At 66.3% G+C, this 13,747-nt stretch carries 16 protein-coding genes; 5 read left to right on the forward strand and 11 right to left on the reverse strand.

Going from position 1 to position 13,747, the window contains the following annotated elements; translation table 11 throughout:
- Window positions 1–51 precede the first annotated feature (51 nt).
- The 6 genes from trmB to ftsY form a co-directional block, all read right to left on the reverse strand.
- On the reverse strand, window positions 52–768 hold the full coding sequence (gene trmB / locus BLT26_RS10955) for a tRNA (guanosine(46)-N7)-methyltransferase TrmB (protein WP_091514353.1): 717 nt from the start codon (window positions 766–768) through the stop codon (window positions 52–54).
- A gap of 124 nt (window positions 769–892) precedes the next feature.
- Window positions 893–1,270 carry a DUF423 domain-containing protein gene (locus BLT26_RS10960; protein WP_091513685.1) on the reverse strand — a complete coding sequence of 126 codons (378 nt, stop codon included), beginning with the start codon at window positions 1,268–1,270 and terminating at the stop codon, window positions 893–895.
- 117 nt (window positions 1,271–1,387) lie between these two features.
- Window positions 1,388–2,242, reverse strand: a complete 855-nt coding sequence (rpoH, locus tag BLT26_RS10965; protein ID WP_091513688.1) for an RNA polymerase sigma factor RpoH — start codon at window positions 2,240–2,242, stop codon at window positions 1,388–1,390.
- Window positions 2,243–2,474: 232 nt separating this feature from the next.
- Window positions 2,475–3,506, reverse strand: coding sequence for a permease-like cell division protein FtsX (gene ftsX, locus BLT26_RS10970; RefSeq protein ID WP_245720685.1), 1,032 nt, complete (start codon window positions 3,504–3,506; stop codon window positions 2,475–2,477).
- Entirely contained in the window at window positions 3,487–4,173 is a 687-nt protein-coding gene (gene ftsE, locus BLT26_RS10975; protein WP_091513694.1) for a cell division ATP-binding protein FtsE, read from the reverse strand. The genes ftsX and ftsE overlap by 20 nt, the downstream gene beginning before the upstream one ends.
- A 115-nt stretch (window positions 4,174–4,288) precedes the next feature.
- On the reverse strand, window positions 4,289–5,530 hold the full coding sequence (ftsY, locus tag BLT26_RS10980; RefSeq protein ID WP_091513697.1) for a signal recognition particle-docking protein FtsY: 1,242 nt from the start codon (window positions 5,528–5,530) through the stop codon (window positions 4,289–4,291).
- A 123-nt stretch (window positions 5,531–5,653) separates the two neighbouring features.
- On the opposite strand from ftsY, the gene rsmD reads away from it, so the two are divergent.
- The 5 genes from rsmD (at window position 5,654) to sugE (ending at window position 9,520) form a co-directional block, all read left to right on the forward strand.
- The gene (rsmD, locus tag BLT26_RS10985; RefSeq protein ID WP_425435282.1) at window positions 5,654–6,244 is read left to right on the forward strand and encodes a 16S rRNA (guanine(966)-N(2))-methyltransferase RsmD; all 591 of its coding nucleotides are present in this window, start codon (window positions 5,654–5,656) and stop codon (window positions 6,242–6,244) included.
- A gap of 141 nt (window positions 6,245–6,385) precedes the next feature.
- Window positions 6,386–6,865 carry a pantetheine-phosphate adenylyltransferase gene (gene coaD, locus BLT26_RS10990; RefSeq protein WP_091513704.1) on the forward strand — a complete coding sequence of 160 codons (480 nt, stop codon included), beginning with the start codon at window positions 6,386–6,388 and terminating at the stop codon, window positions 6,863–6,865.
- Between the two features lie 131 nt (window positions 6,866–6,996).
- The gene (gene ggt, locus BLT26_RS10995; protein WP_245720686.1) at window positions 6,997–8,757 is read left to right on the forward strand and encodes a gamma-glutamyltransferase; all 1,761 of its coding nucleotides are present in this window, start codon (window positions 6,997–6,999) and stop codon (window positions 8,755–8,757) included.
- 20 nt (window positions 8,758–8,777) lie between these two features.
- On the forward strand, window positions 8,778–9,197 hold the full coding sequence (locus tag BLT26_RS11000) for a DoxX family membrane protein (protein WP_091513707.1): 420 nt from the start codon (window positions 8,778–8,780) through the stop codon (window positions 9,195–9,197).
- Window positions 9,194–9,520 carry a quaternary ammonium compound efflux SMR transporter SugE gene (gene sugE, locus BLT26_RS11005; RefSeq protein WP_091513710.1) on the forward strand — a complete coding sequence of 109 codons (327 nt, stop codon included), beginning with the start codon at window positions 9,194–9,196 and terminating at the stop codon, window positions 9,518–9,520. Before BLT26_RS11000 ends, sugE begins: the two co-directional genes overlap by 4 nt.
- Before the next feature lie 15 nt (window positions 9,521–9,535).
- Here the strand turns inward: sugE and BLT26_RS11010 are convergent, their stop codons facing one another.
- The 5 genes from BLT26_RS11010 to radC form a co-directional block, all read right to left on the reverse strand.
- On the reverse strand, window positions 9,536–11,296 hold the full coding sequence (locus BLT26_RS11010) for an amidohydrolase (RefSeq protein WP_091513713.1): 1,761 nt from the start codon (window positions 11,294–11,296) through the stop codon (window positions 9,536–9,538).
- Between the two features lie 128 nt (window positions 11,297–11,424).
- On the reverse strand, window positions 11,425–12,240 hold the full coding sequence (mutM, locus tag BLT26_RS11015; protein ID WP_091513715.1) for a bifunctional DNA-formamidopyrimidine glycosylase/DNA-(apurinic or apyrimidinic site) lyase: 816 nt from the start codon (window positions 12,238–12,240) through the stop codon (window positions 11,425–11,427).
- 89 nt (window positions 12,241–12,329) lie between these two features.
- Complete coding sequence (rpmG, locus tag BLT26_RS11020) at window positions 12,330–12,485, reverse strand: 50S ribosomal protein L33 (protein WP_020413983.1); 156 nt, start codon at window positions 12,483–12,485, stop codon at window positions 12,330–12,332.
- 34 nt (window positions 12,486–12,519) lie between these two features.
- Window positions 12,520–12,756 carry a 50S ribosomal protein L28 gene (rpmB, locus tag BLT26_RS11025; RefSeq protein WP_091513718.1) on the reverse strand — a complete coding sequence of 79 codons (237 nt, stop codon included), beginning with the start codon at window positions 12,754–12,756 and terminating at the stop codon, window positions 12,520–12,522.
- Window positions 12,757–13,014: 258 nt separating this feature from the next.
- Window positions 13,015–13,689 carry a RadC family protein gene (gene radC, locus BLT26_RS11030; protein WP_091513721.1) on the reverse strand — a complete coding sequence of 225 codons (675 nt, stop codon included), beginning with the start codon at window positions 13,687–13,689 and terminating at the stop codon, window positions 13,015–13,017.
- Window positions 13,690–13,747: the final 58 nt, after the last annotated feature.

Consider the following 13,747-nt stretch of genomic DNA (forward strand, 5'->3'; position numbering starts at 1 on the left):
GTCGTCTGACTACTGAAGATAGCAGACCCGCCGGCAGCCCGTTTCGGCCGCTCAGCGGCGGCGATAGAGCAGGTCCCACACGCCGTGGCCGAGCCGCTGCCCGCGGCGCTCGAACTTGGTTTCCGGGCGGAACTCCGGGCGCGGCGCATACTGGCCGGCGCCGGCGGTGTTCTCCAGGGCAGGCTCTGCCTCCAGCACCTCCAGCATATGCTCGGCGTAGTTCTCCCAGTCGGTGGCCAGGTGCATCAGGCCGCCGGCTTTGAGCTTGCTGCACAACAGGCGCACGAATTCCGGCTGGACGATACGGCGCTTGTGGTGCTTCTTCTTGTGCCACGGATCGGGAAAATACAGCTGGAAACGGTCGAGCGAAGCGTCGGGGATACAGTCGTTCAGCACGTCCACCGCGTCGGCCATATACACCCGCAGGTTTCCGATCCCGGCCTTGCCGGCGTTATTGATCAGGCGACCCACGCCCGGCGGGTGAACCTCGATGCCGATGAAGTCCTTGTCCGGTTCCGCCTCTGCCATGGCCAGCAGCGAATCGCCCATGCCGAAGCCAATCTCCAGCACCAGCGGGGCCTCGCGCCCGAATACCTGCTCTGCGTCCAGCGGACCATCGAACAGGGACAGCCCATAGGTGCCCCAGTAATTGTCGAAGGCGCGGCGCTGGCCCTCGGTCATGCGCCCGGCGCGGATGACATAGCTGCGGATGGACTTTTTCTTGTACTCGGTGCGGTAGGGAAAATCTTCCGCGGACTCTTCGTGCATGCTGCGCGACCTCGGCTGCAAATACGTAAACGAATTATTGTAGGAGCGGCCCATGGCCGCGACCGTTGAGATATTTCCGGGTCATCGCGGCCATGGGCCGCTCCTACAGGAAACGATAGGAAAATCAGCGCGACAGGTTGAGCGCCGCCACAAACAGCGCCGCCCAGCCGGCTATCATCAGGCTGCCACCGAGCGGCGTGACCGGCCCCAGCCAGCGCGGCCCGCCAAAGGTGAGGCCGTAGAGGCTGCCGGAGAAAAGCAGCACGCCGGCTGCAAACAGGGCGCCGGCCACCAGCAGCGCCATGCGCTCGCCCCACTGCTGCATCAGCAGCGCCACCCCGAACAGTGCCAGCGCGTGAATCAGCTGGTAGTGCACGCCGGTCTTGAATGCCTCGAGCAGGTTTTCCGCCACCTTGCCGCGCAGGCCGTGGGCGCCAAAGGCGCCCAGGATGACGCCGCTGCCGCCGAGAAAGGCGGTGAGTAACAGGTAGAATTTGGTCACAGTGATTTCCGCACTTTGGTATTTCCGGTTGCGCGACCCGTGGGCACCAGGCCGCGGCCGGCACGCAAAAAAAAACCGCGCGGTCGCGCGGTTTTCGCTCTGAGCCCGGTTGCGCGATCAGGCTTCCATGGCCACGCGCACCTTTTTCATCGCGTTCTTTTCCAGCTGGCGGATACGCTCGGCGGACACGCCGTACTTGTCGGCCAGCTCGTGCAGGGTCGACTTCTCATCGCTCAGCCAGCGCGCCTGGATGATATCGCGGCTGCGCTCGTCCAGCTGCTCCATGGCGGCAGCGAGGCTGCTGAGATTGGTCTCCTCCCAGTTGTCCCGCTCCAGCTGGGCCGCCGGGTCAAAGCTGCGGTCTTCCAGGTAGTGCGCCGGGGCCTGCCAGGCGGAGTCGTCGTCATCGTCCACCCCGGCGTCAAAGGCCGCATCGTGGGCCGACAGCCGGCCCTCCATCTCGTGCACGTGGGAGACGTCCACGTTCAGCTCCGCCGCCACGGCCTTGGCCTCGTCGTTGGTCAGCCACGCGAGTTTCTTCTTCTGGCCGCGCAGGTTGAAGAACAGCTTGCGCTGGGCCTTGGTGGTGGCGATCTTCACGATGCGCCAGTTGCGCAGGATGAATTCGTGGATCTCCGCCTTGATCCAGTGGACGGCGAAGGAAACCAGGCGCACGCCCTTCTCCGGGTTGAAGCGACGGACGGCCTTCATCAGGCCCACGTTGCCCTCCTGGATCAGGTCACCCTGGTTGAGGCCGTAGCCGGAGTAAGACTTGGCGATGTGCACCACAAAGCGCAGGTGCGACATGACCAGCTGCCGTGCGGCATCCAGGTCCTGGCGGTAGTAGAGGTCCTCCGCCAGACGCTTCTCCTCCTCCGCGGACAGCACGTCGAAGCTGCTGACCGTCTGGATATAGGCGCCGAGATTGGCACCCGGAGACAGTGTATGGACTGGCTGCAGGCTTGTACCCATTCAGGTTTCTCCCCTTGGAATTCTCAGTGTCGGTTGAACTTCTGGATCAATCGACCACCACCCGGGACTGGGCCCGGCGCGGTGAATTGGCTCAGTGTAGCACTAGCCCGGGCGCTTTAGGAAGCCCGCCCGGGAGCGCTGGAACCGTTGATTTCCGTGGCATTAGAGGGGTTATCCACAGACCGGGTTCCCGCTCGCGGGAGCAAATATGCGAACAGGTGCAACCAACCGGTCACGATGGTTCGATAGCCCGGAGATGCCGCGCGACGGCCAGCCAGGCTCCCGCCAGGCCCAGCAACGCGGCCCCGCCGGCAAGGCCCAGCAGGTAGGCAGGGCCGGGCCCGTCCAGGGTGTATCCGCTGCCATAGGAGTCCGCCAGTCCGGCTACCGGCCCCGCCAGCAGCGCCACCCCCACGGCGACCAGCAGCCAGGCCAGCAGGCCGCCGCAGAGGCCATAGCAGATGCCGCTGTATAGGAAGGGCCGGCGCACGAAGGCATTGGTGCCCCCCACCAGCTTCACCACCAGGATCTCCTCGCGGCGGCTCTCGATATGCAGGCGGATGGTATTCACCACCACCAGGATGACGCCCAGCGCCAGCAACAATCCCAGCCCCAGCGACAGCCGCTGGCCCAGCTCGGTCAGCCGCGCCAGCCTCTCCACCCACGCCATATCCAGCACCACCGCATCGGTCAGCGCGCTCTCGCGCAGGCCCGCTGCCAGTGCTTCCAGGTCGGACGCGGCGCTGTCTTGTGGCCGCACCAGCAGCACCGCCGGCAGCGGGTTCGCATCCAGGCCGGCCAGGGCATCACCGAGTCCCGACGACTGCTGGAACTCCGCCAGGGCCTGCTCGGGGGAAATATACGTAACCGCCGCCACCCGTGGATCGGCGCGCAGGTCCTCCACATAGGAGGTTACCGCCGCCTCGCGGGCGCGCTTGTGCAGGAACACGGAAATCTGCGGCTGGCCCTCCCAGCCGGCGACCGCCCGCTGGAAGTTGACCAGGCCCAGCTGCAGCGAGGCCGGCAGGGCCAGGGCGATGGCTATTACCAGCGCGGTCATGCCGCTGGCCATGGGCGCCGCCAGGAAGCGGCGCACCGCCTCGCCGGCCATCTCGCGGTGGTGTCCGAGCCAGCTGCGGCCGCGATCACCGAGGCGCGTGCGGGCGGTCACCGCACCGGCGGGGCGGGCGCGCCCCTCGGCTGCAGGCGGCTGGCGGTTCGCAGCGCGGGCTGCAGGGCCTGGGTTACGGGTAGGCTGCTTCACGGCTCGGGATTCCATCGTAGATCAACTGGCCCGCCTGCAGGGTGAGCACCCGGCGCTTCTGGCGGGCGATAAGCTCCAGGTCGTGGCTGGCAACCAGGACCGTCACACCGACGGCGTTGAAGTCGGCAAAGAGCTGCATGATTTCCGCCGACAACTGCGGGTCCAGGTTACCGGTGGGCTCGTCCGCCACCAGGATCGCCGGCTTGTTGACCACCGCCCGGGCGATACCAACCCGCTGCTGCTCACCACCGGAGAGCACGATGGGATTCTGCTTCTCCTTGTGCAGCAGCCCCACCTTGTCCAGGGCCGCGCGCACGCGCCGGCCCACCTCGCGCCGGTTGCAGCCGGCCACCGCCAGGGGCAGTGCCACGTTGTCGAACACGCTGCGGTCGAACAGCAGCTGGTGATTCTGGAACACGATGCCGACATTGCGGCGATAGTAGGGCACCTGGCTGTTGCGCAGGCGGTTCAGGTTCTGCCCGCCGACCAGGATGGTGCCGCGGGTGGGGCGCTCGATGGCGGTGAGCAGTTTCAGCAGTGTGCTCTTGCCGGCCCCGGAGTGCCCGGTGAGGAACACCATCTCGCCACGCCCCAGTTCCAGGCTGATGCGCACCAGCGCATCCTGCCCGGACTCGTAGCGCTTGTTGACGTTGTCGAAGGTGATCATGCAGCGGCGTGTTCTTGTTATTTATTGGCTGTAGGAGCGGCCCATGGCCGCGACCGGATACCAGAGGGTCCGGGCGGTGCAGTCGCGGCCATGGGCCGCTCCTACAATGGGAAACTCAGTCGGAGTTGCGGCGAAACAGCGCGGCGACAAAGTCTCTGGCGCGGAATGGCTGCAGGTCTTCGGCCTGCTCGCCGACACCGATAAAGCGTACCGGAATACCGAAGCGCTGTGCCAGTGCAAAGATCACACCGCCCTTGGCGGTGCCGTCAAGTTTGGTCAGCACCAGGCCGGTCACGCCCGCAGCGTCGCGGAACTGGCTGGCCTGGCTGATGGCGTTCTGGCCGGTACCCGCGTCCAGCACCAGCAATACCTCGTGGGGGGCCGTCTGGTCGAGCTTGCCCATGACCCGGCGCACCTTGGTGAGCTCTTCCATCAGGTTGGACTTGGTGTGCAGGCGCCCGGCGGTGTCGGCGATGACCACGTCGACGCCGCGTGCCTGGGCCGACTGCACCGCGTCGTAGATCACCGAGGCGCTGTCGGCACCGGTGTGCTGGGCCACCACCGGAACACTATGACGATCGCCCCAAACCTGCAGCTGCTCTACGGCCGCCGCGCGGAAGGTGTCGCCGGCGGCCAGCATGACCGACTTGCCCTCGTTGAGGTAGCGGTGTGCCAGCTTGCCGATGGTGGTGGTCTTGCCCACGCCGTTGACGCCCACCACCAGGATCACAAAGGGCTTCTTCGCGGAATCTATCTCGAGCGGCGCCTCGACGCTGCCCAGCAGGTCGGCCAGCTCCTCCTGCAGGGCCCGGTATAGCGCCTCACCGTCTTTCAGTTCGCGGCGTGACACCCGCGCGGTCAGGCGATCGACGATTTCGGTGGTCGCGTCCATGCCCACATCGGCCATCAGCAGCTGGGTCTCCAGCTCTTCCAGCAGCTCGTCATCAATCTCTTTCGCACCCAGGAAGAGGTTGCCCATACCCTCGGCAAACTGGCTGCTGGTGCGGCTCAGGCCGCGGCGGATGCGGGCGAAAAACCCGGGCTTGCCCTCCTGTTCCGGCTCGCCGGGTTTTTCCGCGGGGGGCTGGTCCGCGGGCGACTGGGCCGGAGCGGGCGCCCCGGGGACAGCTTCGGCGGTATCTCCTGCCGGGGAAGACGCCCGGCGAGCTGAGGCGCCGCTCTCTTCGCGTTCCGGCACCGCTCCGGCTGGCTCACCAGCGGGTTCCCCCGCGCGAGGGTGCTCAGCGGCCTCGGTGGCCTCACTTTCTGCCGGCGCCTCACCGGGTTGCTCGACAGGCTTTTCGTCCGCCTGCTCTTCGGGCTTGGGCTTTTTCTTGCGCAGGAAATCAAAGATCATGCTTGTGTCCGGCTATACCGCTGTGTTGGAAAGGCGTTAATCTTAGGGCCTGTCAGCACTAAATGCGATATCAGTGTTTACCGCCCGGCTGCCCTTCAAACCCCACGTCACCAGGAAACCGACTTGTCCAGGAATCGCCCGCGCAGATCCGCCCCGCAACCCATGTCCCAGCTGCGCATCATCGGTGGCGAGTGGCGCGGCCGCAAGCTGCAGTTCGCCCCGGTCGAAGGGTTGCGTCCCACCGGCGATCGCCTGCGCGAGACCCTGTTCAACTGGCTGCAGTTCCGCCTGCCCGGGGCGCGCTGCCTGGACCTGTTTGCCGGCTCCGGCGCCCTCGGGCTGGAGGCGCTCTCCCGCGGGGCCGCTGCGGTGGATTTCGTGGAGCTGAACCGGCGTGCGGCAGATACCCTCCGCACGCAACTCGAACTGCTGGGCACCGACCGCGGCCGGGTGCACCACGAGAGCGCGCTGCAATTCCTCGCCCGCGAGCCGGGCACCCATGGCGCCCCCTACGACGTGGTCTTTCTCGACCCGCCGTTTGCCGCGGACCTCTGGCAGGAGTCACTCGCGGCGCTGGGTGGGCACCTTGCCAAGGGGGCCCGGGTCTACGTTGAAACTCCCCGCGATACCCCCATCAACCTGCCGGAAGGCTGGCTGACTGAAAAAGAGAAGCGCGCTGGCCAGGTGTGCATGCGGCTACTGGCCACAGGCTGAAAGACCGCCTTTTGAGCGCGGACCGCAAATTGTTTAACATGCGCGTCCCCGCCGGGCCGCTGAAACACCCCGACGGCGGGTGACCCAATGACACGGCGGCCTCGATATCGGCATCCAGCGACAACCTGTGAAACCCTGCTCATGAAAAAAGTCGTCTACCCCGGAACCTTCGATCCCATCACCAATGGCCATATGGACCTGGTGGAGCGCGCCTGCCGCCTCTTCGACCACGTGATCGTGGCCGTTGCGTCCAGTTCCCGCAAGAACCCCCTGTTCACCCTCGACGAGCGGGTGGAACTCGCGCAGCAGGTGCTCAGCCACCTGCCCAACGTGGAGGTGATCGGCTTTGATATCCTGCTGGCGGACCTGGTGCGCCAGGTGGATGCCTACGGGGTACTGCGGGGGCTGCGCGCGGTATCGGACTTCGAGTATGAGTTCCAGCTGGCCAACATGAACCGGCAGCTGGCGCCGAACATGGAGAGCCTGTTCCTGACGCCCGCCGAGCACCTGTCCTATATCTCCTCGTCCCTGGTGCGCGAGATCGCCTCCCTCGGCGGGGACGTGACCAAGTTCGTGCCGCCGGCAGTGGAAGAGGCCCTGCAGCAAAAATTCCGCGGCTGATCCCGCAGCAGCCCTGAGCCAAACGCAGCCCTGAGCGAATGGCGGCCCTGAGCGGCATACAGTCCGCCCCCGGCGGGCCGCACCGGCTTTCTGTTACACTCCGGCGGGACTTTCCCTGACCGGAGTATCTCGTGCGCAAACTGCTTTTTGCCTCCCTGGTAACGGCCGGCATCATTTCCGCCGGTGTGCTCGTCGCCGGGCCGGATCGCACCCCCGATGATCCTGCGGAAATCCAGCCCGAGGTCTTTACCGGCCGCGGTGAGGTCAAGGCGGCCACGGCGGAGGAGTTCATGGCCGTCACCGCCAACCCCCACGCCAGCAAGGCCGCCGCCGACATTCTCGCCCGGGGCGGCACCGCCGTGGACGCGGCCATTGCCGCCCAGCTGGTACTGGGCCTGGTGGAGCCACAGTCCTCCGGTATCGGCGGTGGCGCCTTTATGCTCAGCTTCAACGCCGATGACCAGTCCCTGACTTATTACGACGGCCGGGAGACCGCGCCGGCGGCCGTGGATGAAAACTACTTTATGCACGACGGCGAGCCGCGGGACTTTCTCAGGGCGGTGATCGGTGGCTATTCGGTCGGGGTGCCGGGCGTGGTGCGCATGCTGGGGCTTGCCCATGAGCGCGAGGGCAAGCTGCCCTGGGCGGAGCTGTTCGGGCCCGCCATCGCGCTGGCGGAAAGCGGCTTCGAGGTATCACCGCGGCTACACAAACTGCTGGAGCGCCTGCCTCAGGTGAATGTGCGCCCGGCAATCTCGGAATATTTCTTCACCGACAAGGGCGAGCCCCTGCCCGTCGGCACCCTGCTGAAAAACCCCGACTACGCGGAGACACTGCGTGTGCTCGCAGGGGAGGGCGCCGAAGCCTTTTACACCGGTGAAATTGCCGCGGCCATCGTCGACGCGGTGCGCAATGACCCGGTCAATCCCGGCGTAATGACCCGCGCGGACCTGGCCGGTTACCGGGCCAAAGTGCGCGAGCCGCTGTGCAGCGAGTTCCTGGTCTACCGTGTCTGCGGCGCCGGGCCGCCGTCGTCTGGCGGCACTACCGTGGGCGCCATCCTGGGTATGCTGGGAGAGTTTCGCCTGGCGGAGCTGGAGGCCGGCGGGACAATGCTGACCCACCTGTTCGCCGAGGCGTCCGAGCTGGCCTTCGCCGACCGCAATACCTATGCCGCCGACCCCGACTTCGTGGCCGTGCCCGCCCGGGCAATGGTGGCGCCCGAGTACCTGGTGCGCCGGGCCAGGCTGATCTCGCGGGAAGAGGCCACCGATGCGGTGTCTGGCAAGCCGAAACCCTTCGACGGCGAACGCCGGCCGGCGGGCTCGCCGGAGAAACCCAATACCAGCCACCTGGCGATCGTCGACCGCTACGGCAATGGCGTGAGCATGACCACCAGCATCGAGACCGGTTTTGGTTCGCGCCTGCTGGTCCGGGGATTCCTGCTCAACAACCAGCTGACGGATTTTTCGTTTACGCCCAAAAATGCCGATGGCCGGCTGGTGGCCAATCGCATACAACCGGGCAAGCGGCCGCGCTCATCCATGTCACCCACCATCGTTTTCAACAGGGACGGCAGCATGCGACTGCTGGTGGGTTCACCGGGGGGCTCGCGCATCATCGACTACACGGCGCGCACTATCCTCTACCACCTGGGGCTCGGCATCCCCATTGCAGACGCCATCGCCGACGGCAACATCGGCGCCATCGGCGGCCGGGTGGAACTCGAAACCGGGTTTTTCCCGCCACCCACCGTAAGAAAGCTGGAGGAGCTGGGACACAGGGTGGTGGAACGCCAGCTCAACAGCGGCATCCACGCCATCGCGCTCACCGGCGACAAGCTGCACGGCGGCGCCGACCCTCGTCGCGAGGGCAGTGCGGTGGGCAGGTAATCCAGTAGGGGAGATCATCGATGCGCGCCTTTTCCCTGTTTCTGCTGCGTGTCAGCCTCGGCCTGCTGCTGCTCATCTGGGGCGTGGACAAGCTGGTCAACGTGGACCACGCCATCGCCGTATCTGACCGCTTCTATCTGGGGGTCATTAGTGCACCATTGCTGTGGAAGGCGTTCGGCGTGTTGCAGCTGCTGCTGGGCACTGCCGTGATTGCCGGGTTCTACCAGCGCTACAGCTATCCCGCCCAGGCCGCAGTCAACGGCGTCACGCTCCTCGGCGTGTGGCGCTCAATCGTCGATCCCTGGGGATGGTACCTGGACGGCACCAATGTGCTGTTTTACCCCTCGCTCATCGTTTTTGCCGGTTGCCTGGTGCTGTGGGCCTTTCGCGACGAGGACCGCCTGCTGGCCGCCGACCGCGGGCAGGGGAGGCAGCAATGACCAACCCGTGGTTCATGCTGTTGCTGGCCGGGTTGCTGGAAGTGGGCTGGGCCGTGGGCCTGAAGTACACGGACGGCTTCAGCCGGCCCCTGCCGAGCATCCTCACGGTGCTGGCGATGGCGGCCAGCTTCTATTGCCTGGCACTGGCGCTGCGGCAGATCCCGGTGGGCACCGGCTACGCCGTGTGGACCGGAATCGGCACCGTGGGCACGGCTATCCTGGGTATAGTGCTGTTTGCTGAGTCCACCGCGCCGGCCCGGCTCGCCTGCATCGGGCTCATTGTCGCGGGGATTATCGGCCTCAAGCTGACTTCCCCTGCCTGAGCCATCGCCCGGCTCTCACTCCCCGGCCCCAAAGACCTGCCTGCCGCGATAATAGGTCTGCAGGACGCGGGTCGAAGCTATCTCCTGCGGTGCAACCTGGAACAGGTTCCGGTCCAGTACCACCATGTCCGCCCACTTGCCGGGCTCGAGACTGCCAGTCTGTTCCTCCAGCCGGTTGGCGAAGGCGCCGTTGATGGTGAAGGCTGCCACCATCTCTTCCACCGATACTCCAGCGCCATCCCCGGCGGCGGGGTCGCTGCCACCGCCTGCCTCGCCCCGCGTCACCCCCAGCTGGATCCCGGCCAGCGGGTTGCCGGGACTGGAACCGGGGCGATTGCTGCCGGCGGCGACGGTGATGCCGGCGTCGAACAGGCTCTGCAGGGGATACTGGGCCGCTGCCCGCGTGTCACCGAGCTGCGGGAGGCCCTGCGCCCGGAGGCTCGCCCCACGATCGAGCCGGTAGGGCAAAACCAGCGCGACGGTACGGGTTTCCACAAACCGCTGCAGGTCTTGCTGATCCACCAGGCGCAGGTGAACCAGCGCGTTGCGCAGGTCTTCCGGGCCGTTGATATCCCGCGAGTGGGCGAAGGCGGTGAGCGCCATATCGACGGCGGCATCGCCAACGGTGCGCAGCATGACCTGCAGGCGCGCGGCGTTGGCGAGCTTGACCATCTGGTTCAGGTCTTTCTGCCCGAACCGCTGTGCACCGCGGTGATCTGGCCGGTCCCGGTAAGGCTGCTTCAGCAGGGCCCGGGCCGCGGCTACACCCCCATCCGTCACCAGCCTGGCCGAGTGCACCTGGAAATCCTCATCGCGGTATTTTTCCGACAGCGTCTTGAGGAACTGGATTTCTTTCTCGCCGGCTCCCGGGGCCAGGGAGAAGGAGCCGCGCACGCGCACGGTGAGGTTTTTGAGCCCCGCCATCTTCTGGTAGGCGTCCAGCTTGGAGCGGTCCTCGGTGGGACGGATATAGGCATCGTGCACGGTGGTGATGCCGCGGCGCGCCAGGGCGTCCTGTGCCGCACGTATCTGCGCGCGGTAATCCGCCTCGTTTTTCGGCGGGATAATCTTCTCCACCAGTGCCATGGCACTGCGCCCGCGAAACACGCCGGTCACCAGGCCGGTCTCGTCCCGCTCGATCACGCCGCCCTCCGGGTCCGGCGTATCGTTGTCGATGCCCGCGGCGGCAATCGCCTCGGAGTTCGTCCAGATGGTGTGGTGGTCGGCGGCATAGAGGACAATGGGCACCAGGTCGTTGACCTGGTCGAGCTGCGCCTTGTGGGGCGTGCCCTCACTGAAGGTACTGCCGTCCCAGCCGCGCCCGACCACCAGCTGGCGCTGCGGGTGGGCCTCGATAAATTGCGCCACGGCCTGCTGGTAGTCGGCGATACTATCGCCGTCATACAGGTCCACCTCGCCAGCCAGGTTGCCGACATACATGTAGGAGTCGATGAAGCCCGGCAAGACCAGCTTGCCGTCCAGGTCCTCGACCCGTGTGCCGTCGCCGATATAGGGCCTGGCGCCGTCGTCGCTCCCGACGTAGACAATCCGCCCGCCGCGCACGGCGAGGGCCTGGGCTATGCGCCGCTCGCTGTCGACCGTGTAGATATAGGCATTCCTGAGCACCAGGTCCGCGGCGGGCGCGGCCTCCTGCGCGCCGGTCCCGGGCTGCTGGGGCGCCGCGGCGCCGGGTTGCCGCTCGGCGCCGGGGGGCGATTCGGGGCCACAGGCCGCCAGTGCCAGCAGCAATGTGCCGAGTATCCAGGGCCGTCCCATCCGTTGCACTCCCTCGCCTGACTGTTACGAAAAACCGGCCGCACGGCTGCTGCCGCCGCGCCGGTGGATAGCCGCCTGAGTATAGGAAACTGGCCTGCAGTGCCAGGGTGAGCCCGGAGGGAGGCGGGTCAGCGCTGGCAGCGGCGGCAGAAGAAGGTACTGCGCTGGCCCAGCACCATATCGCGCACCGGTCCGCCGCACTGGCGGCAGCGCTCACCCGTGCGCCCGTATACGTTCAGCTGCTGGGCAAAATAGCCGGGCTTGCCGTCGCCGCCGATAAAGTCCCGCAGGGTGGTGCCGCCCTGCTCGATGGAGCGCGCCAGGACCTGCTTGATCGCATCGGTGAGGCGCCCATAGCGGGCGCGCGAGATGGTGCCGGCGGCGCGGTCGGGGCGGATACCGGCCAGGAACAGGGATTCACTGGCGTAGATATTGCCCACACCCACCACCACGCGTCCGTCCATGATCAGCGTCTTGACCGCCTGGCGGCGGCCGCGGGATACGCGGAACAGGTAATCGCCACAGAACTCCTCTGACAGCGGCTCCGGTCCCAGGTGGGCCAGCAGGTCGTGGGCCGCCGGGTCGGAGTCGGTCCACAGCAGGGCACCGAAACGGCGGGGGTCGTGAAAGCGCAGGCACAGACCGCTGTCGAGAACCCAGTCCACGTGGTCGTGCTTGCGCACCTCTGCGCCGGGCTCCACCAGCCGCAGGCTGCCGGACATGCCCAGGTGCCAGATGGCGCAACCCCGGTCGGTATGCACCAGCAGGTACTTGGCACGGCGCTCGAGTTTCAGGATCCGCGCGCCGGCGATACGCCGCTCGAAATCCGGTTCCACCGGCCAGCGCAGGCGGCGCTGGCGCACGGTGGCCGAGCACACGGTGTGGCCCTCCAGGTGCGGCGCCAGGCCGCGGCGGGTGGTTTCGACTTCGGGTAACTCGGGCATGGCGGCTCAGCTGCGGTGAAACGGCGGGCATTTCCGCCGGACACAAAAAAACCCGGGCAAGCCGGGTTTTTTCGCGCAAGGCAGATCAGTTACTTGATCTTGCCTTCCTTGTACATCACGTGCTTGCGGACAACGGGATCGTACTTCTTGATCTCCATTTTTTCCGGCATGTTGCGCTTGTTCTTGGTAGTGGTGTAGAAGTGACCAGTACCGGCGCTGGAATTCAGGCGGATCTTCTCACGCATTGTTCTGTCTCCGATTTCTTGGCTGGGCCGTCAGTTACACTTTCTCGCCGCGGGCGCGCAGCTCGCTCAGCACGGTGTCGATACCTTTCTTGTCGATCACGCGCATGCCTTTGGAGGATACACGCAGCTTCACGAAGCGCTTCTCGGACTCAACCCAGAAACGGTGGCTGTGCAGGTTGGGCACAAAGCGACGCTTGGTGCGGTTCTTGGCGTGGGATACGTTGTTACCGGTTACCGGGCGCTTACCGGTTACCTGACATACCTTGGACATCTGTTGGCCTCTTCAAAACTCTCGTGCCCGCATGACGGGGAGTGCGGGGGACTGTAATTCGGGATTCTAATCCGGTTCCTGGGCGGCGGCGGAAACTGTTCAGAATCTGGCCCGGCCGCAAAGAGCGGCGTTTTATACCAGAACAGCCGGCGGCAGACAAGTTTTAACCAGCCCCGGCCGCGACCGGGCGGTACTGTCCCGTCATCCCGGTGGCGTCCCGGGCAGCCCGCACCGCACTGCCACGCACTCTCGCCCTCGCTACAGGAGTCCCCGCTCGGCAAACGACAGTGCGGCACCGTCGCCCACGATCATATGGTCCAGCACCTTGATATCCACCAGTGCCAGCGCCTGCGCCAGCCGCTCGGTGATCCAGATATCCGCCTGGCTGGGCTCCGTCACGCCGGAGGGATGGTTGTGGGCGAGGATCACCGCGGCTGCGCCGCGCTGCAGTGCCGCCTGGACCACCTCGCGCGGGTAGACGCTGGCGGCGTTGAGGGTGCCCTCGAACAGTTCGTCGAACGCGATCACCCGGTGCTGGGTGTCCAGGAACAGGCAGCAGAACACCTCGCGACGGCGGTGGCGCAGCTGCGCGGCCAGGTACTCGCGCACCGCGGCAGGGCTGTCCATGGCGTCGCTGCGCTGCAGGTCCTCGGCGAGATGGCGCCGTGCCATCTCCAGCACCGCCTGTAACTGGACATATTTGGCGGCACCGAGACCGTGGCCGCGGCAGAATTCGGCCTGGGGGGCCTCCAATAACGGCCGCAGGCCGCCGAAATCCGCCAGCAGCTGCCGCGCCAGGTCCACCGCCGAGATCCCCGGCGTACCGGTACGCAGGAATATCGCCAGCAATTCCGCATCCGAGAGTGCCGCGGCCCCGCGCTGCAGCAGCTTTTCCCGCGGGCGCTCCGCCGCTGGCCAGTCACTGATCGCCATCTGTCTCCTCCCTGAGACCTTCGGGCCGCCCCCGGCAGCCCGCCTGAACGCTTGCCAC

This window comes from Microbulbifer yueqingensis (assembly GCF_900100355.1).
GTDB classification, from domain to species: Bacteria; Pseudomonadota; Gammaproteobacteria; order Pseudomonadales; family Cellvibrionaceae; genus Microbulbifer; species Microbulbifer yueqingensis.

What these genes read in the sequence shown, in the direction of transcription:
- trmB (WP_091514353.1), bottom strand. Translation starts at nt 768, where the DNA reads ATGCACGAAGAGTCCGCGGAAGATTTTCCCTACCGCACCGAGTACAAG.
- rpoH (WP_091513688.1), bottom strand. Translation starts at nt 2,242, where the DNA reads ATGGGTACAAGCCTGCAGCCAGTCCATACACTGTCTCCGGGTGCCAAT.
- ftsE (WP_091513694.1), bottom strand. Translation starts at nt 4,173, where the DNA reads ATGATCACCTTCGACAACGTCAACAAGCGCTACGAGTCCGGGCAGGAT.
- ftsY (WP_091513697.1), bottom strand. Translation starts at nt 5,530, where the DNA reads ATGATCTTTGATTTCCTGCGCAAGAAAAAGCCCAAGCCCGAAGAGCAG.
- coaD (WP_091513704.1), top strand. Translation starts at nt 6,386, where the DNA reads ATGAAAAAAGTCGTCTACCCCGGAACCTTCGATCCCATCACCAATGGC.
- BLT26_RS11000 (WP_091513707.1), top strand. Translation starts at nt 8,778, where the DNA reads ATGCGCGCCTTTTCCCTGTTTCTGCTGCGTGTCAGCCTCGGCCTGCTG.
- sugE (WP_091513710.1), top strand. Translation starts at nt 9,194, where the DNA reads ATGACCAACCCGTGGTTCATGCTGTTGCTGGCCGGGTTGCTGGAAGTG.
- BLT26_RS11010 (WP_091513713.1), bottom strand. Translation starts at nt 11,296, where the DNA reads ATGGGACGGCCCTGGATACTCGGCACATTGCTGCTGGCACTGGCGGCC.
- mutM (WP_091513715.1), bottom strand. Translation starts at nt 12,240, where the DNA reads ATGCCCGAGTTACCCGAAGTCGAAACCACCCGCCGCGGCCTGGCGCCG.
- rpmG (WP_020413983.1), bottom strand. Translation starts at nt 12,485, where the DNA reads ATGCGTGAGAAGATCCGCCTGAATTCCAGCGCCGGTACTGGTCACTTC.
- rpmB (WP_091513718.1), bottom strand. Translation starts at nt 12,756, where the DNA reads ATGTCCAAGGTATGTCAGGTAACCGGTAAGCGCCCGGTAACCGGTAAC.
- radC (WP_091513721.1), bottom strand. Translation starts at nt 13,689, where the DNA reads ATGGCGATCAGTGACTGGCCAGCGGCGGAGCGCCCGCGGGAAAAGCTG.